Here is a 22302-nt window from a genome sequence, read left to right on the forward strand (position 1 = left end):
TGCCTGAACGCGCTGATTTCAGCGGTGTTCTGCGCTCACTGGCCGCGTCGGCCACAACACGGTCGCAATCGCCAGCATCACCAGCACCACGGCGGTCCAGTCCTGCCAGTGCAGCACCTCGCCCAGCCACCAGGCGCCACTGAACACGCCCAGCACCGGGATGAACATGACCGAGAGCGTGGAGGCGATGGGTGGCAGGTCGCGCGCCAGCATCAGCCAGACCACCTGGGCGAACGCAAAGACGCCGATGGCGTTGTAGACGATGGCGCCCCAGATGGGCGCCGATGGCAGGGTCCAGGCGTCGCGCTCAAAGACCACCGCCAGCAACGTCATCCACAGCGTGGTGGCCACGGTCATCCAGAAAGAGATCGCCAGCGTCGGGTGCGCGATGCGGGTGCGGCGCATCAGCTGCGTGCCCAGCGCCCAGGTGGCCGCCGCCACCAGCATCATGAACACGCCCATCGGCCGGCCCGACAGGGTGCTGACTTCGTGCCAGAGCAGCAGCACCACGCCCAGCGCCGCAGCGGCCACACCGAACCAGGCACGGCCCGCCAGCCGCTGGCCGAACCAGGCCGCACCGAGCAAGGCTGAAAACACCGGCATCGTGTAGCCGAGGATCGCCGCCCGGCCGCTGGAGAGCGACTGGATCGCCAGGATGGCCAGCGTGTGCCAGAAGAACATGTTGGTGACCGTGAGCACAGCCAGCTCGCGCCAGTGCACACGATCGATGCGAAACGGCACCTTGCGCCACAGCAGAAACAAGCCCAGCACCGGCAGGCCCAGCCACATGCAGATGGTGCGGAAAGTGAGGGGCGGGAAGCCGGTCACGCCGATCTTCATGATCGGCCAGTTGAGGCCCCAGACCAGGGTGAGCAGGACGAGCAGGATGAGTTGCTGGCGGGACAGGGCGTGCATCGGTCTGATCTTAGGGGGCTTTCGGTGCAGGCCTGTCGCCTGGGGCCACCTAAAATCGGGCCATGACCTTTCTCGACATGCTCGGCGCGGCAGAGCGCCAGAACCAGTCCCTGCTCTGCGTCGGCCTGGACCCGGATCCGGCGAAGTTTCCCGCCCACCTCCGGGGCGACGCCAGCCGCATCTACGACTTCTGCGCCGCGATCGTCGAGGCCACGGCCGACACCGTGATCGCCTTCAAGCCGCAGATCGCCTACTTCGCCGCCCACCGTGCCGAAGACCAGCTCGAACGCCTGATGGCCCACATGCGCGCGGTGGCGCCGCAGGTGCCGGTGATCCTGGACGCCAAGCGCGGCGACATCGGCAGCACCGCCGAGCAGTACGCCATCGAGGCTTTTGAACGCTACGGCGCCGACGCCGTGACGCTCTCACCCTTCATGGGCTTCGACTCGGTGCAGCCCTACCTGAAGTACCACGGCAAGGGCGCTTTCCTGCTCTGCCGCACCTCCAACCCCGGCGGCGACGACCTGCAGAACCAGCGCCTCGCCTCGGTCGAAGGTCAGCCGCTGCTCTACGAACACGTGGCCCGGCTCGCGCAAGGGCCGTGGAACCTGAACGGGCAGCTCGGCCTGGTCGTGGGCGCCACCTATCCGGCCGAGATCGAGCGCGTGCGTGAACTCGCGCCCACGCTGCCGCTGCTGATCCCCGGTGTGGGTGCGCAGGGCGGTGACGCCGTGGCCACCGTGCGCGCCGGCTACCGCCGTCAGGGCGACGCGACCACCGGCCCGGTCATCGTCAACAGTTCGCGCGCCATCCTCTACGCGTCCAGCGGTGGAGATTTCGCTGCCGCTGCGCGCAGCGAGGCCCTGCGCACGCGCAACGTGCTGGAAGCCGCCCGGGGCTGAGCGCTCCCGGGCGCTCTGGCGGAACAATGGCCCGCAGGCGACAGCCCGCGGCGGCCCGGCCGTCTACCATGCCGCTCTGCTTCTAACGGGACACTGGCCCATGATCACCCTCTACACCGCTGCCACGCCGAATGGGCACAAGGTGTCCATCGCGCTGGAAGAGCTGGGCCTGCCCTGGACGCTGCAGGTGCTGGACCTGACGGCCGGGGAGCAGAAGACGCCCGCTTTCCTGGCCATCAACCCGAATGGCCGCATCCCCGCCATCGTCGACCACGAGGCCGATGATTTTGCGGTGTTCGAATCCGGCGCCTGCCTGATCTACCTGGCCGAAAAGACCGGCCGGCTCATGCCCGCGGACGCCAAGGGCCGCTCGCGCGTGCTGCAGTGGCTGATGTTCCAGATGGGTGGCATCGGCCCGATGATGGGCCAGGCCAATGTGTTCTTCCGCTACTTTCCCGAGAAGATCCCGGCCGTGATCGACCGCTACCAGGGCGAGAGCAAGCGCCTGTTCCGGGTGCTCGATGGCCAGCTGAAGGACCACGAATACCTGGCGGGTGACTACTCGATCGCCGACATCGCCAACTGGGCCTGGGTGCGCACGCACCGCTGGTCGGGTGTGGAAATGGACGACCTGCCGCACCTCAAACGCTGGCGCGACGCGATCCGGGCGCGCCCCGCGGTGCAGCGCGGCATTGAACAGCCGCCGTCGAAGGTGGACCTCACGCGCGACGGCGACGCGGGCGCGCAGCGTTTCGCCGAAGACGCGCGCCGCATGGTGGAGATGGGGCAGAGTCTGCGACCCGCTGCCGGTCAGGGGGATGCGCCATGAAACTCTATGTCTCGCCGCGTGCCCCCAGTCCCCGGCGTGTGCTGATGTTCCTGGTCGAGAAAAACATCAACGGTCTGGAGCTGGTCAACGTGGACCTCAACGCGCAGGAACACAAGAGCGAGCAATACCGTGCCAAGAGTCCGCTGGCGCGCGTGCCGGCGCTGGAGCTCGACGACGGCCGCGTGCTCACCGAAACCCGCGCCATCTGCACCTACCTGGAAGGCCGCCACCCGACGCCCAACCTGATGGGCGCGGACGCCACCGAGCGCGCCTTCATCGAAATGGCCGACCGGCGCGTGGAGTGGTATTTCTTGCTGCCCATCGCCAACTGTGTGCGCCACACCCACCCGGGACTGGCCCCGCTGGAGCAGCCGCAGTTTCCCGAGTTCGGCCGGTCGCAGGGCGAGAAGCTGCGCGAGTCTGCGGCCTGGCTCGATGGCGAGCTGCAGCGCCAGCCCTGGGTGGCGGGCGAGCGTTTCACCATCGCCGACATCACGGCCTTCTGCGCGCTGGAGTTCGCGAAGCTGATGCGTTTCAACGCGGGCGAATTGGGTTTTGTCGCCCTGCAGGCCTGGCGCGACCGGGTGGCCGAACGGCCGAGCGCAAAAACCTAGCGCCCCGCACAGCGCTGGAGCCCCGCTCCGCGCCGGCTGCGCTGTTTCAGTCCCAGGCGGCGATGGTTCGCAGCAACTGCTGCTGCACGCCGGGCAGCTCGGCCAGGTGCACCGCCATCAGCTCGTGCAAACGACCGATCACCTTCTGCCCGGCGGGTGGCGGCGCGCTGGCGAGCAGGGCTTGTGCGGTGTGGAGATCGTTGAGGGTGCCGAGCACGTCCTGGGCGCGCTTGAGTGACGCGCCCCCCCGCCGCTTGGGCGGCAACAGGCTGGACAGGAAGGACTGGGCGTAGCGCAGTTTCTTGAGTTCGATGCGCAGCTCGTGCCGCTCGGTGGCCGCTTGTCGCGCCGCGAGGCGCACCTCGCGCTGCAGGCTGCGGTGGCGTTGCTGCAGGGTGGCGTGTGCCCAATCGGTCAGCGCTGGCTGGCCGGTTCGAGGGGCCTGGCCATGCAGCGCCAGCAGCGCGCGCGCGAAGGCCAGCTGGCCGAGTGCAAAGGCGGGCCCGGTCAGCGCCTGACGGGCGCGCTGGTTGGCTTCACCCCGGGCCTGGTCGACCCAGCGTGTCAGGGACGCTGCCTGAGGGCCCTCTCCCAGCAACTGGGGCAGCCAGGTCGTGGCCAGCACGTCCCAGTTGCGCGCATCGCCGAGCTGCCCGGCGGCGGTTTGCCAATGGGCGCTCCAGTGGGCCGAGAAGCGGCGTGGCAGAAAGGGCCGGAACAGGCGCAGCCCGGTGCGCAGGCGGCGCAGCGCCACCCGCGCCTGGTGGATGTACTCCGGGTCGGGCAGGGGGCCGGTCCCGGGTGTTTGCAGCAGCCCCAGCACGTTGCCTTGCAGCTGGGCCAGGCAGGCCCATGCCGTCGAGCAGAAAGCCTGTACCGGGTCGCCGTCGGCTGGCAGTTGCAGCGGTGCTTCGCGCAACGGCTCGGGCGTGTGGCCCAGAAACAGGGCCAGGCCGCGCTCGGCCTTGCTGCGGTCCGAGGGATAGAGCCAGACGCCCTGGGCGCTCCAGCCCTGCGGCCCGAGGGCCAGCGTGTGCGCCAGGTCGAGCAGGGCATCGACCGGGCCGCTCTTGAGTTCCAGCTCCAGTTCCAGGATCGGTTCCTGGCGCGTGCCGCGGGTATCCGCCGGCCGGGTGGTGATGCGGCCCTCGTCCAGCGCCACTTCAATCGCTGCTCCGTCGTGGTTGAGAAGCCAGCTGCGGCGCGTGAAGTCGGTGCGGAACAGGGGCACCAGCCGGGGTTTGAGCCTGGTCAGCGCTCGGGCCAGTGCGGCATCGTCCACCAGCGAGGCAAAGTCCAGTTCGCCGGTTTGTGTCGGACCCTCCCACTCGCCGCGCCGTGACAGACCGCCCGCCGACGCGCCCGCGGTCTTGACCGTGAGCAGCGTGCGGCGGCCCACCCGCCGCTCGCGCACCGCGATGCGCTGCCGCATCAGCACCAGGTCGGGGGTGTCGAAGTAGGTGTTGAGCAGGCGCTGGCGCTGCGGCTCCTGGGCCGCGAGCAGCGGATGCGCCAGCAGCCGCGGCAGGTCGCGGGCGAACAGCGCGAGTTTGAGTTCGGTTTCCTGTGCCATGTCCGCCAGTTTGCCGCAATGGGGGAAATCCGTCAGGCGTCTTTCACCGATTTGCCCTTTGGCGTCAGCCGGGCTGGCTATGATCGCCGGATGTCAGCAACACATTGGCGCCTGGGTTTTGGGATTCTGGGGATCTGTCTGGCGCTGCAGGCGCGTGCCGAAGGACAGGTCGCGATCGGGGGCGACAGAGGGTACCTGCTGGGTGCCTCGGTGGTTTCCGCCAACGGGCACATCGGCAGCGGCGTGACCCGGTACGACATCAAGCCTTTGTGGGCGTTCCAGCTCGGTCCGTTCCGGGTCTCGCGGTCGCGGGCCAACTCGCTCATGCGCGCGGGGCGGGAGCAACTGGAAACCGGTGTGAGCGCGGAGTTTGACGTGTTCAGTGACTGGCGGCTGGGTGCGTCGCTGCGACTGGACAACGGCCGCTCGTTCGATGGTGACCCCGAATTCAGCGGCCTGCCCGATGTGCGAAGCACCCTGCGCGGTCGCGTGTCCACCGGTCGTTCCTTCGGTGAACGCTGGAACTGGAGCCTGAGCCTGGACCAGGACCTGCTGGGCCGTGGCGGCGGTGCGCGGCTGAACACCGGGGTGAACTACCGCTATCCGGTCTCTCAGCGAACGAACCTGGACTTTTCGCTGGGTGGTGGCTGGGGCGATGCCCGCTACCAGCGAACCATCTACGGCATTTCGACCGAGGCCGCCCAGGCGACGGGCCGTGAACCTTACCGGCTGGGCAGTGGCTGGGAAACCCTGCGCGTCGGTGCACACTTTGAAACCGCGCTGAGCACCCATTGGGTGGTGTTTGGCGGGCTGGATTTGTCGCGCGTGCTCGGATCGACCGCACGCAGCCCGCTGGTGGGGCGGCTTGTCACCCATGGCCTGGGTGTTGGCGTGGCCTACCGCAGCAAGTGATCGAAGCACCCCCCGCGTCGCCTTCGGCGCCACCCCCCTGAAGGGGGGCGATACCAGCCGTCCGGCGAAGCCGGCCCGGCGGTACCTCTGGTTGGGGCACTTCGCTCCTGCGGGTCACGCTTCGGTTCCGCGGTGTTTCTGGGTTGACGTTGCCTCCATCGGAGGGGATTGCCCTCCGGTTTTTCTGTGTCTCTGGTCGGAGGCCCTGGCTTGATCGGGCTGCGCGTCTTTCGCCCGATTTTCAGCGCTTGAGCAGCCGCGCCAGATAGCGCCCGGTGTGGCTCTCGCCGTTGGCGGCGATGTCTTCCGGCGTGCCCACCCCCACCACAGATCCGCCACCCGAGCCGCCTTCCGGGCCCATGTCGATCAGCCAGTCGGCGGTCTTGATCACGTCCAGGTTGTGTTCGATCACCACGATGGTGTTGCCCGCGTCGCGCAACTGGTGCAGCACCTTCAGCAGCAATTCGATGTCGGCGAAGTGCAGGCCGGTGGTGGGTTCGTCCAGGATGTAGAGCGTGCGGCCGGTGTCGCGTTTGCTGAGTTCCAGCGCGAGCTTGACGCGCTGCGCCTCGCCGCCGGACAGCGTGGTCGCGCTCTGGCCGAGCTGGATGTAGGTCAGGCCCACGTCCATCAGGGTCTGCAGCTTGCGGTGCAGCGTGGGCACGGCGGCGAAGAAGGCGTGCGCTTTCTCGACCGTCATGTCCAGGATCTGAGCGATGTTCCTGCCTTTGTACTGCACGTCGAGCGTTTCGCGGTTGTAGCGCTGGCCGTGGCAGACCTCGCAGGGCACGTAGACGTCGGGCAGGAAGTGCATTTCCACCTTCACCACGCCGTCGCCCTGGCAGGCCTCGCAGCGGCCACCGGCCACGTTGAAGCTGAAGCGGCCCGGCCCGTAGCCGCGCTCTTTCGCGGTGGGCATTTCGGCCATCAGCTCGCGGATGCCGGTGAACAGCCCCGTGTAAGTGGCCGGGTTGCTGCGCGGCGTGCGGCCGATGGGGCTCTGGTCGACGTTGATGACCTTGTCGAAGTGTTCGATGCCTTCGATGGCGTCGTGTTCGGCGGGCTCTTCGTGCGATCGGTAAAGCGTGCGCGACACCGCGGCGTAGAGCGTGTCGTTGACCAGGGTCGACTTGCCCGAGCCCGAGACGCCGGTCACGCAGGTGAGCAGGCCGACCGGAAAGGCGACGCTCACGCCCTGCAGGTTGTGGCCGGTGGCGTTGACCACGCGGATTTCCTGCAACTCACCCAGCGTGGCGATGTGTGCGGCCTCGCGCGCGCTGCGGCGCTCGGCCGCCGGGCTCATGGGGAAGCGCGATTTGATCGGCGCCGCCTTGGCCGCCGCAGCGGCTTTGTTCACCGGCAGCCACGGCGTGCGCCGTGTGGGCAGGCGAATAGCGCGCGCGCCGCTGAGGTACTGGCCCGTCAGTGAGCCGGCCGTGGCCATCACTTCAGCGCAGGTGCCCTGCGCCATCACATGGCCGCCGTGCACGCCCGCGCCCGGGCCCATGTCGATCACGTGGTCGGCGCAACGGATCATGTCCTCGTCGTGTTCGACCACCAGCACCGTGTTGCCCAGGTCGCGCAGGTGCTGCAGCGTGGTGATGAGGCGGTCGTTGTCGCGCTGGTGCAGGCCGATGCTGGGCTCGTCGAGCACGTACATCACGCCCGTGAGGCCACTGCCGATCTGGCTCGCCAGGCGGATGCGCTGGGCTTCGCCGCCGGAGAGCGTGTCGGCGCTGCGGTCCAGGCTCAGGTAGTTCAGCCCCACGTCGTTCAGGAACTTCAGGCGCTGGCGGATTTCGTTGATCACGCGCGCAGCGATGTCGCCCTTGGCGCCGGGCAGGTGCAGGGCGCTGAAGTAGGCCAGCGACTCGCCGAGCGTGATGTGGCTGATCCTGTAGATCGGCTGCTTCTGCGCGCCTTCGCCCACGAACACGTGGCGCGCTTCCCGGCGCAGGCGCGATCCGCCGCAATCCGGGCAGGGCTGGGTGGCGCGGTAGCGGGCCAGCTCTTCGCGCACGTGGGCGCTGTCGGTCTCGCGGTAGCGGCGCTCGAAGTTGCGGATGATGCCTTCGAAGGGGTGTTTCTTGTGGATCTTCTTGCCGGCCTTGGCACCGGATTCGAGCGCGTAGCTGAACTTGATCTCTTCCTCCCCCGAACCGTAGAGCAGCACCTGCTGCACCGCTTCGGGCAGCGATTCCCAGGCCGCTTCGGCGTCGAACTTGTAGTGCGCCGCCAGGCTTTCGATCATGGCGAAGTAGTAGCCGTTGCGCCGGTCCCAGCCCTTGATGGCGCCGCTGGCCAGGCTGAGCGTGGGGAAGGCGACCACGCGCTCGGGGTCAAACACTTCCGTGTGGCCCAGGCCGTCGCAGCTGGGGCAGGCGCCCATGGGCGAGTTGAACGAGAACAGGCGTGGCTCCAGTTCACCCACGGTGTAGCTGCAGACCGGGCAGGCGAACTTGGCCGAGAAACCGTGTTCGGCGCCGCCGTCCATCTCGACCGCAATGGCGCGGCCCTCGGCCAGGCGCAGCGCGGCCTCGAAGCTTTCGGCCAGGCGCTGTCTTTGCGGGTTGGCGCCCTCTTCCTCGGCCGAGCGCACCTTGATGCGGTCGATCACGACGTCGATGTTGTGCTTCTCGGTCTTCTTCAGCGCGGGCAGGGCTTCGGCCTCCAGCACCTCGCCGTTGATGCGGAAGCGCACGTAGCCCTGGGCCTGCATGTCGGCGAACAGCTCCAGGAACTCGCCTTTTTTCTCGCGCGCCACGGGCGCCAGGATCATGAGGCGCGTGTCCTGTGGCAGCGCCAGCACGGTGTCCACCATCTGCGCCACGCTTTGCGAGGCCAGCGGCAGGTCGTGCTCGGGGCAGTGCGGCGTGCCGGCGCGCGCATAGAGCAGGCGCAGGTAGTCGTGGATCTCGGTCACCGTGCCGACGGTGGAGCGCGGGTTGTGGCTGGTGGCCTTCTGCTCGATGGCGATCGCCGGCGACAGGCCTTCGATCAGGTCCACGTCGGGCTTGTCCATCAGCTGCAGAAACTGCCGCGCGTAGGCCGAGAGGCTTTCCACGTAGCGGCGTTGCCCTTCGGCGTACAGCGTGTCGAAAGCCAGGCTGGACTTGCCCGAACCCGAGAGCCCGGTGATCACCACCAGCGCGTGTTTGGGGATGTCGAGGTCGATGTTCTTCAGGTTGTGCGTGCGCGCGCCGCGCACCGAGAGCACGGCCGCGGTGCGCAGGGCGGCGGCTTGGGCGGGGCTGAGCGGGGCGGGCGGCGTGTCCGGCGCGGTCGGGTTCTGGTTCAAGGCGGGGTCACCAGGGGCGGGTTTCTGGTGTCAAAAAGGCAACCCGACATGATACGGCGGGACCGCTTCCGGGGTCCATCCGCCGCACGCGGGTGGCGTTCAAGGCATGGCGGGACCCACACACCGCGCAGCGGCGCGCGCCGGCACGTGGCTTTTCGGGCGGATTGGGCGTACTGTGCAAACCTTGGTGACAACAACAAGGACGGTTTTCCATGGATTTCCTGGACTGGGTGCGCGGCCCGCTGCTGACGCTGTCGCTTTTCATCTTTGTCGCCGGCGTTGCCTGGCGGTTGCTCGCGCTGTGGCGCCTGCCCCATCGGGTCGCGCCCGGCGCGCCCGAACGCCAGCCCTTCGGCACCGGTGCGGCGCTGGGCGCAGCGTTCACCCGCATGCTGCCGCGTGGCGGTTTTCACCCGAGCGCCACGCTCGTCACCGTGAACCCGTATGTGTTCCACATCGGGCTCGCGGTGGTGGTTTTCGGCTACGCACCCCACATCGCCTTCATCCGCCGCCTGACCGGCCTGTCGTGGCCGGCCTTTCCCGACGCCGTGATGTACGCCGCGGCGGCGGCCACCATCATGTCGCTGCTGATGGCCTTGATGTTCCGCCTGAGCGATCCGGTGCTGAGACGGATCTCGACCGCCGACGACTGGATCACCTGGGTGGTCACGTTTCTGCCCCTCGTCACCGGCATGGCGGTGATCGGCGATCCGTCCTCGACCATCCTGGCGCGCGACCACGTGATCTACCGCGACCCGCTGGCGGTGCACCTGTTGACGCTGGAGCTGCTGTTGGTCTGGTTTCCGTTTGGCAAGCTGATGCACGCCTTCCTGTTCCTGCCGGCGCGCATGCAGCTGGCCACGTTTTTTGGCCGTCGCGGGGTGCGCTCATGACCAACATGAATGTGTTTCATGGCTTTCTGCAAGCCATCCACCACCTGCCGGAGATGGCGCAGCCCGATGCGCTGACCGACGCCGAACGCCTGGGCCGCGCCAAGGCGGTCATGCGGGCCAAGACCGACCGCGGTCTGGCGCTGGACCTGGAAGCCTGCGTGAACTGCGGCTACTGCTCGGAAGCATGCCATTTCTACCAGAGCACCCAGGACCCGAAGTACAGCCCCAGCCGCAAGCTGGACCTGCTGCGCCGGGTGCACGCGCGCGAGACATCGGCCTTTGCACCCCTCAAGCGCCTGTTCCTGGCCGACATCACGCTCGACGATCTCAAGGAATGGCAGGAGCTGGTCTACGACTCGTGCACGGAGTGCGGGCGCTGCAGCATGATCTGCCCGATGGGGGTCAACACCGCGCGCGGTGTGAACGTGATGCGCGAAGCGCTGTTCGAGGCCGGGCTGGCGCCCCTGGAGTTGACGGCGGTGGCGCAGGAACAGGCCGGTCGGGGCACGGTGTTCGGCGTCGGCCCCGACGAACTCCGGCAGACGGTGGACCTCCTGCGCGCCCAGGGCATCACGATCCCGCTGGACGAACCGCAGGCCGACCTGATGCTCGTGACCACGGTGATCGATGTGCTGCTGTTCCAGGACGCGCTGGCCGCGACGGCGCGCATCCTCAACCACCTGGGCGTGCGCTGGACCTTGCGCAGCGCGGGTTTTGAGGCGGCGAACTTCGGTCTGCTGTCCGGCAGCGAATCGCTGCAGAAGGCGGCCAGCCAGCGCCTGATCGACGAGGCGCTGGCCATCGGCGCCAGGACCGTCATCCTGCCGGAGTGCGGGCACGCCTACCCGGCGCTGCGCTGGGAAGCGCGGCTCGCCAACGGCCAGCCGCTGCCCTTCGAGGTGCTGGCGGCGTCCGAATTCGTGGGGCGCGAAATCACCGCCGGGCGTCTGCAGCTGCAGCCGCCACAGGACCCCAGCCGCAAGATCACCTACCACGACGCCTGCAAGCTGGCCCGCCACGGCGGCGTGGTGGACGAGCCGCGCGCGGCGCTCAAAGCCCTGGGCATGGACCTGCGGGAAACCACACCCACCGCCGAGCAGAACTGGTGTTGCGGCGGCGGCGCGGGCGTGTTCCTGATCAACCGCGCCGAGGGTTTGCGGCACCAGGCCTGGGGCATCAAGCGCGAGCAGATCGACGCCACGGGGGCCGACACGGTGGTGGTGTCCTGCGGCAGTTGCCGCCTGAACGTGATGGCGGGCGCTGAAGCCGACGCCTGGCCCACGAAGATTGAAAGCGTGGTCGAAATGGTGGCCCGGCAGTTGCCGGCCTGACCCGCCAGCGCCTGGCTCCAGGGCTCACCGGCCCTGGCCGGCGCCGACCCGCCAACGGCGTGGGGTCGGGCCTTTGGCGCACAATACCGCCTGGCCCCAACACCCCCCGGCATGAGGCAGGCGATCCTGCCTGCCGCGTGCTTCTTGATCGTGTCTTCAACCTCCGCTCCCCCCGTTTCCAGCGATGCGCCCGCCCCCGATGCCAACCGCATGACGGGTGAGGAACGCCGCGCCAGCGGCGCGCTGGCGCTGGTGTTCGCGCTGCGCATGCTCGGCCTGTTCATCGTGCTGCCGGTGTTCGCGCTCGAAGCCGCGCGCCTGCCCGGCGGCGACGACCCGGCGCGGGTGGGTTTCGCCATGGGCCTGTACGGCCTGACGCAGGCGTTCCTGCAGATTCCCTTTGGCATCGCCTCCGATCGCTTCGGCCGCAAGCCCACCATCGTGGCCGGCCTGCTGGTGTTTGCGGCGGGCAGCGCCATCGCGGCCTGGGCACCCGATCTCACCTGGCTCTCCATCGGCCGCGCGGTGCAGGGCGCCGGCGCCATTTCGGCCGCGGTCACCGCCTTCCTGGCCGACGTGACGCGCGACAGCGTGCGCACCAAGGCCATGGCGATGGTGGGTGCGAGCATCGCGCTGATGTTCGCGCTCTCGCTGGTGATCGCGCCGCTGCTGGCGGGCTGGGTCGGCCTGCCGGGCATCTTCGGCATGACCTGCACGCTGGCCCTGCTGGGCATTGCGGTGGTGCTCTGGGTCGCGCCGCCGGAACCGCGCGTGCACCGGCCGTCGGACATGCAGCAGGTGCGCGGGGGGCTGGGCGAGGTGCTGCGCCACGCCGGCCTGATGCGACTGAACCTGGGCGTGTTCGTGCTGCACGCGGTGCAGCTCGCGATGTGGATGGCCGTGCCCGCCATGCTGGTGCAGGCCGGGCTCGCCAAGGCGGACCACTGGCAGGTCTACCTGCCGGCGGTGGCGGCTTCGCTGCTGGTCATGGGCGGCGTGCTGTTTCCGATGGAGCGCAAGGGCCGGCTGCGCGCCGCGTTCCTGATCGCCATCGCGCTCATCGGCGTGGTGCAGCTCGGCCTGTGGTGGCTGGCGCGCAGCGGCGCGGCGCCGGGCCTGTGGGCGCTGGGTGGCCTGATGTTCGTCTTCTTCATCGGCTTCAACACGCTGGAAGCCAGCCAGCCCAGCCTGGTGTCGAAGCTGGCGCCGGCGCATGCGCGCGGGGCGGCGCTCGGCGTCTACAACACGCTGCAGTCGGTGGGCTTCTTCGTGGGTGGCGCGGTGGGTGGCTGGCTGGCGCGTGCGCACGGTGCCAGCGGCCTGTTCGCCGTCTGTGCGCTGGCCACCCTGGTGTGGCTGGTGGCGGCCTGGCCGATGCAGGCGCCAGCCGTCAAACGCTGACGTTCGGCGCGTCCTTCCGGACGAGGTGCCACGGGGCTGGTCAGTCCTTCCGGGGTGGCGCGCCGCTGGTCGGCGGCAGGTCGTCCTCGCCCGCACCGTCCAGCAGGGAGCGCTGCACCGGTCCCCCGGCAGGCGGCTCGGCGGGCGGCGGATCAGCGGGCGCTGTTGAATCGGGCATGGCCGGCGCCGGGGCGGGCGTATCGGTCTCGGCCGCAGCCTGGCGGGCGTGGTGTTCGCGGGTCGGACGCAGCATCAGGTTGGACAGCGTGCCGTACAGCGGCCGGCTGATCAGGCGCGAGATCAGGCTGGCCAGCATGGCCGCGGCCATCAGGCTGAGCACCATCGGCCGGCCGTCGATCATCTCCATGACGATGATGAACGAGGTCAGCGGGGCTTGCGTGGTCGCGGCCAGGAAGCCGGCCATGCCCATGGCGATCAGGGCGGGCGTCAGCGCGCTGGCGTTGCTGCCGGCGACGACCTGGGCCACGTCGTGACCGACACCCGCACCAATGGACAACGATGGCGCAAAGATCCCGCCCGGTACGCCGCTCCAGCTCGTGATCCAGGTGGCCATGAATTTCAACAGCACGTAAAGCCGCGAGATGTCGCTCTCGCCGGCGAGCATGTTGCGCACTTCTTCCGCGCCGGCGCCGAAGGTTGCGCCTCCTGAAGCCAGGCCGATGATCGCCACCATCAGGCCGCAGGCCGCGGCAAAGCGCACCGGGAAACGTTTGCGATAGGCGCTGAACCGGTCGGGCATGCCGGCCAGCGACGCGGCCAGCAGCCGCGCGAAGAGCCCCCCGAGCACGCCGCAGATCACCGTCACCAGCACGCCCGGCAGGATCGCGCCCCAGCCCAGCCTGGGCACTGCGATCGAACCGAAATAGGTCAGGTTGCCGAAGGCCGAAATACTGACCAGACCGGCCAGCACGATGGCGGCGATGATGAGGCCGTTGTTGCGTGCTTCCAGTTTGTTGGACAGTTCCTCGATCGCAAACACCACACCCGCGAGCGGTGCATTGAACGCCGCCGCGATGCCGGCCGCGCCGCCCGCCACGAGCAGTGCCCGTTCGCTCATGACCGAACCCGGGCGCAGCCAGCGGCGAGCGTCGTGCATGACGCCTGCGGCCACCTGCACCGAGGGGCCTTCGCGCCCGGCCGACAGGCCTCCCAGCAGGCTCAGCGAGCCCAGGACAATCTTGGCGAACGTGAGTCGCAGCGACACGAAGCGGTGCCGCGAATCCCTCGGCAGCAGGGGATCCAGCGCCGTCATGACCTGGGGAATGCCCGAGCCCGCAGCGCCCGGGAAATAGCTGCGTGTGCACCACACGATGAACGCCGTCAGGGCCGGTGTCCAGATCAGAACCACCCAGGGTGCTGCGGCGTACAGGTGCATGAACCACTCGAACGCGGTCTCGCTCATCAGCGTGAACAGGACCACGCACAGGCCGGCCAGGATGGCGTAGCCCAGGACCACGGAGCGGTCCAGCCACGCGCGACCATCGGACAGTTCGTCCTGCAGGTTCTGAAAGAAATCGGGTTCGCGGTTCATGTCGGGCTGCGTCCATTGTGGCATTGGACGCACTGGCGCGCCGCCCGGCTCATGCGGCACAATCGTGGCAGGCGGTTCCGTGCGCCCGGCTGCACCGGTCCGCCGTTCTCTTCAGATACCCCAAGGAATTCCATGGCCTCCGTCAACAAAGTCATCCTCGTCGGCAACTGCGGCCGCGACCCCGAAATCCGTTACCTGCCCTCGGGCAGTGCCGTGGCCAACGTGACGGTGGCCACTTCCAGCCGCCGCAAAGACAAAAACAGCGGCGAAATGATCGAAGACACCCAGTGGCACCGGGTGACCTTTTTCGAGCGCCTGGCCGAAATCGTTGGCGAGTACGTGAAAAAGGGCAGCCCGATCTACGTTGAAGGCCGGTTGCGTTACAGCACCTATATGGACAAGACCACCGGCGTCGAAAAGAACTCGGTGGAAATTGTCGCTACTGAAATGCAGCTGCTGGGTGGCCGCGAAGTCCGTCGCGGTGGTGAAGAAGGTGGCGCAGGCGGTGGTGGCGGTTATTCCCGTCCGGCTGCGGCCCCGCGCCAGGCCCCGCCCGCAGCCCGCCCGGCACCGGCTCCCGCTGCGGCCCGCCCGGCCAGTGGCTTTGACGACATGGACGACGACATTCCGTTCTGACTTTTCACGATCCCTGATGCCACGTCTGTCCTTCAGGACGTGGCCTTCACAACCCGCCCGGCGTTAGCCCGGCGGGTTTTTCTTTGGGCGCGTGCGGTATCTTTGCCCCATGAACTTCTGGGATCAAAACTTCTCCGTCGCTGGCTACAAGTACGGCACCGCGCCCAATGCGTTCCTCATGGCGCAGGCGCACCGGCTGAAGCCGGGTAGCGACGTGCTCGTGCCCGGTGACGGCGAGGGCCGCAACGGTGTCTGGCTGGCGCAGCAGGGCCACCGCGTGACCGCCATGGACGGCTCGGCTGTGGGGCTGCAGAAAGCGCAGGCGCTGGCCGCCGAACGCGGCGTGCGCATCGAGACCGTGCTCGGCGACCTGGCCGACTGGGCGCCCGCGCCCGCCAGCTTCGACGCCGTGGTGCTGACCTTCGTGCACCTGCCGCCGGCCATCCGTGCCGACGCCCACCGCCGCATGGCCGCCGCGCTGCGACCGGGTGGCCTGCTGCTGCTCGAAGCCTTCCACCCGCTGCAGCTGCAGCACGGCAGCGGTGGTCCGAAGGACCCGGCCATGCTCTACAGCCCCGAGCTGCTGCGTGCCGATTTCGCCGACACGCTGGAACAGCTGCTGGCCTGGCAGGGCAAAGTCAACCTCGACGAAGGCCCTGGCCACCAGGGCACCGCGCACGTGATCCGCTGGATCGGTCGCGCGCCGGCCTGAGTGGCTGGCTGTTGCACCGCCCGTGCCCAACGACTCCCGGCACAATTGCGCCATGGAATCCAAGACCAGCCTGTTGCCCGCCAACCACCCGCAGCGCGAGCTGCTGCACAACGAAGTGCATGCGCGCCCGCCCGCGCGCATCCGGCAGCCGGCTCTGCTGACCTACGTGGCGGTCTTCAACGAGGGGGTGGACCGCGAGCAGGAATGTGCGCTGCTGCGCCGGTTGCCCGGGCAGGCGGCGCTCACGGTGGACGATCTGCAAGGCAACTTCCTGCGTCTGCGCCTGCCGGGCTACACGCTCAAGTGGGAGCGCCACACCGAGTTCACCCGCTATTCCATCGTGCAGCCGCTGCCCGAGGGCTGTGGACTGGGGGCCCGCGAGCCCGACCTGCTGACGCCGCTGGCCACCCCCCCGGGCTGGCTGGCGGGCATTCCCGGACGCACCTTTGCGGCGATCCAGCTCGTGATGGTGGAGGAACCGATCCACCCGCCCGCTGCCGCACTGGCCCAGGCCCGCACCTGGTTCGGGGAACACACGGTGGTGGCCTCGCTCATGGGCAACAACGCGCACTCGCTGGCCGTGACCGACTTCTGGCTGCGACCCTGTGGCTTCGAGCGCATGCTCGCGGTCTGTCCGCCCGGCACCTCGGAAACCCGCGCCGGGCGCATCGCCGCACGCCTGTTCGAGCTGGAGACCTACCGCCTGATGGCGCTGCGTGCGCTGCCCGTGGTCAAGGACCTGGCGCCGCTGCTGGCCCGTTCCGAGCGGCAACTGGCCGACATCACCGCGCAGCTGGAGAACAAGGGCGCCTCGGACCAGGCGCTGCTCGACACCCTGGTCTCGCTGGCCGGTGGCGTGGAGCGCGCCACGGCCGAAAACGTCTACCGTTTCGCCGCCACGCGCGCCTACGACACGCTGGTCACGCAGCGCACCAATGAACTGCGCGAGCAGCCGATCCCGGGCACCCAGATGCTGGGTGAATTCATGCAGCGCCGGCTCTCGCCCGCCATGGCCACGGTGGCCGCCACGGCGCAGCGCCTGGCCTCACTGTCTGAACGCATCACGCGCACCAGCGCGCTGCTGCGCACGCGGGTGGACATCGCCACCGAAGAGCAAAACCAGCAACTGCTGGCCAAGCTCACCAAAGGGCAGGAAATGCAGCTGCGCCTGCAAAGCACGGTGGAAGGCCTGTCGATCGCGGCGATCTCGTATTACGTGATCAGCCTCCTGCTCTACCTGGGCAAGGCCGGCAAGGCCGCCGGCCTGCCGATCAACCCCGAGATGGCCGCCGGGGCCTTGATCCCGCTGGTGCTGTGGGCGGTTTGGCGCACCACGAAACGCATCCACGACAAGCTGCACGCTGACCATTGACACCCCCTGTGCCGGCGAGGGGGTGTCAGCTGCATCCGTTGTGCAGCTTCCACTTCTCTTCATGACCGATCGCCCTGGCGAAGGCCGGCACCTGGCAGCGTTCGGCGTCGGCCGCGCTGGCTTCGCCGGGTGTGGGCTTCAGGCCCATGTCCTCCAGCGTGGCCATGTCATCAAAGCCGCCCAGCGGACCGGTTTCGTCCACCCAGGCCTTGGCCAGGGTGAGGGTGCCCACGAACAGCACCAGCACGGCCACCTGCGGCAGCGAGATGCCCCAGCCTTGGCGCCGGGCCGGCACCTCGCACACCCCACCGGGGCACAGCTGCGCCTGTTCCTTGTTGAACAGGTTGTAGAGCTTGCAGCCCAGGCAGATGCCGAACGCGGTCTCGAAGAACATCAGCGTCAGGCAGCTCGCGCAGACCAGCATGTTCACCGGGCCCATGAAGCGGTTGAGCACCATCAGGTAGAGCATGGCCAGGCCCAGCAGCAGGCCCAGGCCCCAGGCAAAGCGCTTTTGCGGCGCGCCCACCCAGTCGGGCGTCTGCTTGCGCACGATCCAGCCTCCCAAGATCATGCTCGGCGCCCAGCGCGGGTTGAGCATGCGCAGCGTCATGTCGATCAGGAACACGATCACGAACAGGCGCGTGGGCTGGTAGTTGGCCGTCAGCAGCGCGCTCATGAACGACACCACCGCCGGGAAAAACAGCAGGCCGGCGGCGGCGCGCACGGTGCGCTCGTTGACCACGCGCACCGGGTAGCCCTCGACGGTCTCGCCGAACTGGAAAAGCTTATTCATAGATATCTCCGAATATTCGGATGATGATGTTATATGGGTCTGAGTCCGTTGTCGTGGGGACATTCCCGCAACGCGTTCGATCCTCCGCCCAGCGGTTGAGCGTGGCCCGGGCCTGCGCGAAAGGCGCCCAGACTCTCAGGTCAGCGCTTTGAGTTTTCTGTAAAGCGAGCGCTCACTGATGCCAAGACGCTCGGCCAGTTCGGATCGGCTGCCGGTGTGGCGCTCCACCATCTCGCGCAGGGCGGCGCGTTCCAGCGCCTTGAGGTCGGCGGGTCGCTCGTCTGGCGCTCCGCCCGGGCCGTCGGTGATCGGTCGCAGGCCGGTTGGCGCTGCCGGGCGAAGCGCCGGACGGCGCCCGGTGGCGATCGCGTCGCGCACGTGCTCGGCCTCGATGCGTTCGCCGTCGCAGAGCAGGGCGGTGCGCTCCAGCAGATTGCGCAGCTCGCGCACGTTGCCGGGGTAGTCCTGCGCCTCCAGCACGGCGAGTGCGGCCGGGCTGAGCTGCAGGCGGCGGGGAGCGGCCACACGTTGCAGCAGGGCGGGCGCGAGCAGCGCCACGTCGCCGCTGCGCTCGCGCAGCGAGGGCAGCTGGATCGGAAAGGTGCACAGGCGGTAATACAGGTCTTCGCGGAAGCGGCCATCGGCCACCAGGCGCTCCAGGTCACGGTGCGTGGCGGAAACCACGCGGATGTCGGCGTGGCGCAGTTCGGTGCTGCCGACGCGGCGGTAGGTGCCGGTTTCCAGCAGGCGCAGCAGCTTGACCTGCATGGGCAGCGGGATATCGCCCACCTCGTCGAGGAACAGCGTGCCGCCGCTGGCCGCCTCGACCAGACCGCCCTTGGCCGTGCTCGCCCCGGTGAATGCGCCGCGTTCGTGGCCGAAGAGTTCGGACTCGAACAGGTTCTCCGGCAGGCTGGAGCAGTCCACCGCCACCAGCGGCTTGCCCGCGCGCGGGCTGGCCTCGTGCACGGCGCGCGCCACCAGCTCCTTGCCGGTGCCTGACTCACCGAGCAGCAGCACGGTGGCGCGCGAAGGCGCCACGCGCGCCACCAGCGAGAGCATGCGCTGGAAGGCTTCGGAGCGGCCGATCATGCCCTGCGCCGCGGGTTGGCTCTGGGCCACACGCAGCGGCTCCATCTTCTCGACGTAAAACGCGGGTTCGCCGTCCGGGCCGGGCAGGGGCGAGAGCTCGATGTTCACGTACTCCTCGCCCTGGGCTGTGTGGTGCAGGTGCAGCACACGCTCGCGCTGGCCCGAGACGCGCGACTGCGCCAGCGGACAGGACTCGCCCGCCTGGTCGCAGGGCACGGCAAAGTGGTGCGAGACCTCGTAACAACAGCGCCCGACCACGCTGCGGTCCGGGCTGTACTGGCGTCGGTAGGCCGCGTTGGCCGCCAGGATGCGGTACTGCGCGTCGAACAGGATGTGCGGCTCGGGCAGACCTTCGAGAAAGGCGGTGAGTTCGGGCAGGGGTTTCAAGCGGGCTCCCGGGTGGCGGCGAATGCTGCCATTGTCTGCCAATACTGGCAGTTTCACCAGCGTGCACCGAAGGCCAACCCTGGCGTGAACCGCAGAAAGGCTTGATTCATAAACACTTTCTGGCGCCGGCCGGGCGTGGCACGTTTCTTGGAATACATGGTGCAAACCCTGTCATTCCATGGACTTTCGAGACCGTTTTTTGCTGCGCAAGCTGGCCGTCGTGCTGGTGATCAAGCTCGTGTTTCTCACGGGGCTGTGGTGGGGTTTTGTGCGTGAGCAGCGCGTGGCGGTGGACACCGACGCCGCTGCCAGCCAGATGCTGGGCAGCCGCCCGGTGCCGCAGGTGTCGACCCAGGAGTGAAACCGTGATCTCTGAGCAGCTTGTTGACCTTTCCCGCCTGCAGTTCGCTGCGACGGCCATGTACCACTTCCTCTTCGTGCCGCTGACGCTGGGCATGGTGTGGCTGCTGGTGATCATGGAAAGCGTGTATGTGATGACGGGCAACGTCATCTGGAAGGACATGACCCGCTTCTGGGGCAAGCTCTTCGGCATCAATTTCGCGCTCGGCGTGACCACCGGCATCACGCTGGAATTCCAGTTTGGCACCAACTGGGCCTACTACTCGCACTACGTGGGCGACATCTTCGGGGCGCCGCTGGCCATCGAAGGGCTGATGGCTTTCTTCCTCGAATCGACCATGATCGGCCTGTTCTTCTTCGGCTGGGACCGGCTCTCCAAGACGCAGCATCTGATGGTCACCATCCTGATGGCGGTGGGCACCAATCTGAGCGCGCTGTGGATCCTGATCGCCAACGGCTGGATGCAGAACCCGGTGGGCGCTGAATTCAGCTATGTGACCATGCGCATGGAGATGGTGGACTTCTGGGCCGTGCTGTTCAACCCGGATGCCCAGGCCAAGTTCGTGCACACCGTCTCGGCCGGTTACGTGACCGGCGCGATGTTCGTGCTGTCCATCTCCAGCTGGTATTTGCTCAAGGGCCGCGACATCGAGTTTGCCAAGCGCAGCTTCCGCGTGGCGGCGGCCTTTGGCCTGGCCAGCGTCTGCAGCGTGATCGTGCTCGGCGACGAGTCGGGTTACACCGTGGGCGAGGCGCAGCAGACCAAGATGGCCGCGCTCGAAGCCATGTGGGAGACCGAGCCGGCACCCGCCGGCCTCAAGCTCGTGGCCAGCATCAACGAGGCCGAGCAGAAGAACGACTGGGAGATCGAGATCCCCTGGGTCATGGGCCTGATCGGCACGCGCTCGGTGAGCCAGCAGATCCCCGGCATCCACGAGATCAAGGCGAAAAACCGCGAACGCATCCAGAGCGGCATCCACGCCGTGACCGCGCTCGAAGCCCTGCGCGCCAACCGCGAGGACGCGGCCGCCAAGGCCCTGTTCGAACAGCACAAGGCCGACCTCGGCTTCGGCCTGCTGCTCAAGAAATACGTGGTGGATGTGCGCCAGGCCACGCCCGAGATGATCCAGAAAGCGGTGGACAGCACGGTGCCCAAGGTCACGCCGATGTTCTGGGCCTTCCGCATCATGGTCGGTCTGGGTTTCCTGATGCTGGCGCTGTTCGGCATGGCCTTCTGGTGCACGCTCAAGCTCGAATGCGGCAAGCGCCCCTGGCTGCTCAAATGGGCGCTGTGGATGCTGCCCGCGCCCTGGATCGCCTGTGAGCTCGGCTGGTTCGTTGCCGAATACGGCCGCCAGCCCTGGACCATCTATGGCGTGCTGCCGACACACCTGAGCGTGTCCACCCTCAGCGTGGGCAGTCTCTACGGTTCGCTCGCCGGCTTCATCGGTTTCTACACCCTGCTGCTGATCGTCGAGATGTACTTGATGGTCAAGTTCGCGCGCATCGGCCCCGGCAGCCTGGGCACGGGCCGTTACGAACGTGAACCCGTTCACCACGCTGTCCAGCACGCCTGAAGGAGCTCCCCATGTTCGACTATGAAACCCTCAAGATCGTCTGGTGGCTGCTCGTGGGCGTGCTGCTCATCGGCTTCGCCATCATGGACGGCCACGACATGGGCGTGGGCACCTTGTTGCCCTTCGTCGGTCGCAGCGACATCGAGCGCCGGGTCGTCATCAACACCGTCGGCCCCCACTGGGACGGCAACCAGGTCTGGTTCATCACCGGTGGCGGCGCCATCTTCGCGGCCTGGCCGCTGGTCTACGCCACCGCCTTCAGCGGCTTCTACTGGGCCATGCTCGCGGTGCTGTGGGCGCTGTTCTTCCGCCCGGTGGGCTTCGACTACCGCAGCAAAATCCACAACGCCACCTGGCGCAGCACCTGGGACTGGGGCCTCTTCATCGGAGGCTTCATCCCGCCGGTGATCTTCGGTGTGGCCTTTGGCAACCTGCTGCAGGGCGTGCCGTTCCAGTTCGACGCTTTCCTGATTTCCACCTACACCGGCACGTTCTGGCAGCTGCTCAACCCGTTCGCCCTGCTGGCCGGCGTGGTCAGCAGCGCCATGATCACGCTGCAGGGAGCCACCTACCTGGCGCACCGCACCGAAGGCGTGGTGCAGGCGCGCACCATCACCGCCGGCACCGGCGCCGCGCTGCTCATGGTGCTGGGTTTCATCGGCGCCGGTGTCTGGCTGCAAGGCATCGACGGTTTTCGCATCAGCTCCGTGATCGACCCCGCGGCCCTGCCCAACCCCCTGGGCAAGACCGTGGTGCGCGAGGCCGGCGCCTGGATGGCGAACTACGCCGCGCAACCGCTGCTGTGGCTGCTGCCCGCCATCGGCGTGCTCGGCGCGCTGGCCGCCGCCGCGCTCATGCGTCTGGGTCACACGCTCACGGCCTTCGTCGCCTCTTCGCTCGCCACCACCGGCGTGATCGGCACCGCCGGGGCCAGCATGTTCCCTTTCATCATGCCGTCGAGCACCCTGCCCGCGGCCAGCCTCACGGTGTGGGACAGCGTCTCCAGCCACCTCACGCTGGCCATCATGTTCTGGGCCACGGTGCTCTTCATGCCGCTCATCGTGGTCTACACGTCCTGGGCTTACCGCGTCATGCGCGGCAAGGTCACGGCCGCGTACATCAGGGAAAACGAGCACGGTGCTTATTGAGCCTT

At 68.1% G+C, this 22302-nt stretch carries 19 protein-coding genes; 13 read left to right on the forward strand and 6 right to left on the reverse strand.

The window, feature by feature from the left end:
- Window positions 1-18: 18 nt before the first annotated feature.
- Window positions 19-915 carry a DMT family transporter gene (locus AC0GNO_RS13350; protein ID WP_472904280.1) on the reverse strand — a complete coding sequence of 299 codons (897 nt, stop codon included), beginning with the start codon at window positions 913-915 and terminating at the stop codon, window positions 19-21.
- 62 nt (window positions 916-977) lie between these two features.
- Here AC0GNO_RS13350 and pyrF point away from each other — a divergent pair, with 62 nt between their 5' ends.
- The 3 genes from pyrF to AC0GNO_RS13365 all read left to right on the forward strand — a co-directional run bounded on the left by pyrF (window position 978) and on the right by AC0GNO_RS13365 (window position 3260).
- Window positions 978-1817 (forward strand): orotidine-5'-phosphate decarboxylase, encoded by an 840-nt coding sequence (gene pyrF, locus AC0GNO_RS13355; RefSeq protein ID WP_472904281.1) that lies wholly within the window; start codon window positions 978-980, stop codon window positions 1815-1817.
- A 100-nt stretch (window positions 1818-1917) separates the two neighbouring features.
- Window positions 1918-2646: a glutathione S-transferase family protein gene (locus tag AC0GNO_RS13360; protein WP_472904282.1), complete on the forward strand. Its 729-nt coding sequence runs from the start codon at window positions 1918-1920 to the stop codon at window positions 2644-2646.
- Complete coding sequence (locus AC0GNO_RS13365; protein WP_472904283.1) at window positions 2643-3260, forward strand: glutathione S-transferase family protein; 618 nt, start codon at window positions 2643-2645, stop codon at window positions 3258-3260. Before AC0GNO_RS13360 ends, AC0GNO_RS13365 begins: the two co-directional genes overlap by 4 nt.
- Window positions 3261-3306: 46 nt before the next feature.
- Here AC0GNO_RS13365 and AC0GNO_RS13370 read toward each other — a convergent pair whose 3' ends face one another.
- The gene (locus AC0GNO_RS13370; protein ID WP_472904284.1) at window positions 3307-4833 is read right to left on the reverse strand and encodes a CYTH and CHAD domain-containing protein; all 1527 of its coding nucleotides are present in this window, start codon (window positions 4831-4833) and stop codon (window positions 3307-3309) included.
- 90 nt (window positions 4834-4923) lie between these two features.
- Between AC0GNO_RS13370 and AC0GNO_RS13375 the strand changes: the two genes are divergently transcribed.
- On the forward strand, window positions 4924-5745 hold the full coding sequence (locus AC0GNO_RS13375; RefSeq protein WP_472890227.1) for a MipA/OmpV family protein: 822 nt from the start codon (window positions 4924-4926) through the stop codon (window positions 5743-5745).
- 241 nt (window positions 5746-5986) lie between these two features.
- Here the strand turns inward: AC0GNO_RS13375 and uvrA are convergent, their stop codons facing one another.
- Window positions 5987-8977 (reverse strand): excinuclease ABC subunit UvrA, encoded by a 2991-nt coding sequence (gene uvrA, locus AC0GNO_RS13380; RefSeq protein WP_472904382.1) that lies wholly within the window; start codon window positions 8975-8977, stop codon window positions 5987-5989.
- A gap of 278 nt (window positions 8978-9255) precedes the next feature.
- Here uvrA and AC0GNO_RS13385 point away from each other — a divergent pair, with 278 nt between their 5' ends.
- The 3 genes from AC0GNO_RS13385 to AC0GNO_RS13395 all read left to right on the forward strand — a co-directional run bounded on the left by AC0GNO_RS13385 (window position 9256) and on the right by AC0GNO_RS13395 (window position 12668).
- Window positions 9256-9936: a hypothetical protein gene (locus AC0GNO_RS13385; protein WP_472904285.1), complete on the forward strand. Its 681-nt coding sequence runs from the start codon at window positions 9256-9258 to the stop codon at window positions 9934-9936.
- On the forward strand, window positions 9933-11267 hold the full coding sequence (locus AC0GNO_RS13390; protein ID WP_472904286.1) for a (Fe-S)-binding protein: 1335 nt from the start codon (window positions 9933-9935) through the stop codon (window positions 11265-11267). The genes AC0GNO_RS13385 and AC0GNO_RS13390 overlap by 4 nt, the downstream gene beginning before the upstream one ends.
- Window positions 11268-11477: 210 nt before the next feature.
- Window positions 11478-12668 carry an MFS transporter gene (locus AC0GNO_RS13395; RefSeq protein WP_472904383.1) on the forward strand — a complete coding sequence of 397 codons (1191 nt, stop codon included), beginning with the start codon at window positions 11478-11480 and terminating at the stop codon, window positions 12666-12668.
- 40 nt (window positions 12669-12708) lie between these two features.
- Here the strand turns inward: AC0GNO_RS13395 and AC0GNO_RS13400 are convergent, their stop codons facing one another.
- Entirely contained in the window at window positions 12709-14220 is a 1512-nt protein-coding gene (locus AC0GNO_RS13400; RefSeq protein WP_472904287.1) for a chloride channel protein, read from the reverse strand.
- A 132-nt stretch (window positions 14221-14352) separates the two neighbouring features.
- On the opposite strand from AC0GNO_RS13400, the gene ssb reads away from it, so the two are divergent.
- The 3 genes from ssb to AC0GNO_RS13415 all read left to right on the forward strand — a co-directional run bounded on the left by ssb (window position 14353) and on the right by AC0GNO_RS13415 (window position 16940).
- Window positions 14353-14856, forward strand: coding sequence for a single-stranded DNA-binding protein (gene ssb / locus AC0GNO_RS13405; protein ID WP_472904288.1), 504 nt, complete (start codon window positions 14353-14355; stop codon window positions 14854-14856).
- 109 nt (window positions 14857-14965) lie between these two features.
- On the forward strand, window positions 14966-15568 hold the full coding sequence (locus AC0GNO_RS13410; RefSeq protein ID WP_472904289.1) for an SAM-dependent methyltransferase: 603 nt from the start codon (window positions 14966-14968) through the stop codon (window positions 15566-15568).
- 52 nt (window positions 15569-15620) lie between these two features.
- The gene (locus tag AC0GNO_RS13415; protein WP_472904290.1) at window positions 15621-16940 is read left to right on the forward strand and encodes a DUF3422 family protein; all 1320 of its coding nucleotides are present in this window, start codon (window positions 15621-15623) and stop codon (window positions 16938-16940) included.
- A 25-nt stretch (window positions 16941-16965) separates the two neighbouring features.
- Here the strand turns inward: AC0GNO_RS13415 and AC0GNO_RS13420 are convergent, their stop codons facing one another.
- Together AC0GNO_RS13420 and AC0GNO_RS13425 are read right to left on the reverse strand one after the other, a co-directional pair.
- Complete coding sequence (locus AC0GNO_RS13420; RefSeq protein ID WP_472904291.1) at window positions 16966-17733, reverse strand: DUF4395 domain-containing protein; 768 nt, start codon at window positions 17731-17733, stop codon at window positions 16966-16968.
- Window positions 17734-17868: 135 nt separating this feature from the next.
- A complete protein-coding gene (locus tag AC0GNO_RS13425) occupies window positions 17869-19212 on the reverse strand; it encodes a sigma-54 interaction domain-containing protein (protein ID WP_472904292.1) in 1344 nt (447 codons plus the stop codon).
- A gap of 178 nt (window positions 19213-19390) precedes the next feature.
- Between AC0GNO_RS13425 and cydP the strand changes: the two genes are divergently transcribed.
- From cydP to cydB, 3 genes are read left to right on the forward strand one after another with little or no spacing between them, the layout of a single operon-like run.
- Window positions 19391-19573 carry a cytochrome oxidase putative small subunit CydP gene (gene cydP, locus AC0GNO_RS13430; RefSeq protein ID WP_472904293.1) on the forward strand — a complete coding sequence of 61 codons (183 nt, stop codon included), beginning with the start codon at window positions 19391-19393 and terminating at the stop codon, window positions 19571-19573.
- Window positions 19574-19577: 4 nt separating this feature from the next.
- Window positions 19578-21149 (forward strand): cytochrome ubiquinol oxidase subunit I, encoded by a 1572-nt coding sequence (locus AC0GNO_RS13435; RefSeq protein WP_472904294.1) that lies wholly within the window; start codon window positions 19578-19580, stop codon window positions 21147-21149.
- A gap of 11 nt (window positions 21150-21160) precedes the next feature.
- Window positions 21161-22297 carry a cytochrome d ubiquinol oxidase subunit II gene (cydB, locus tag AC0GNO_RS13440; protein ID WP_472904295.1) on the forward strand — a complete coding sequence of 379 codons (1137 nt, stop codon included), beginning with the start codon at window positions 21161-21163 and terminating at the stop codon, window positions 22295-22297.
- Window positions 22298-22302: the final 5 nt, after the last annotated feature.

The sequence above is a fragment of the Hydrogenophaga sp. L310 genome, from assembly GCF_055703065.1.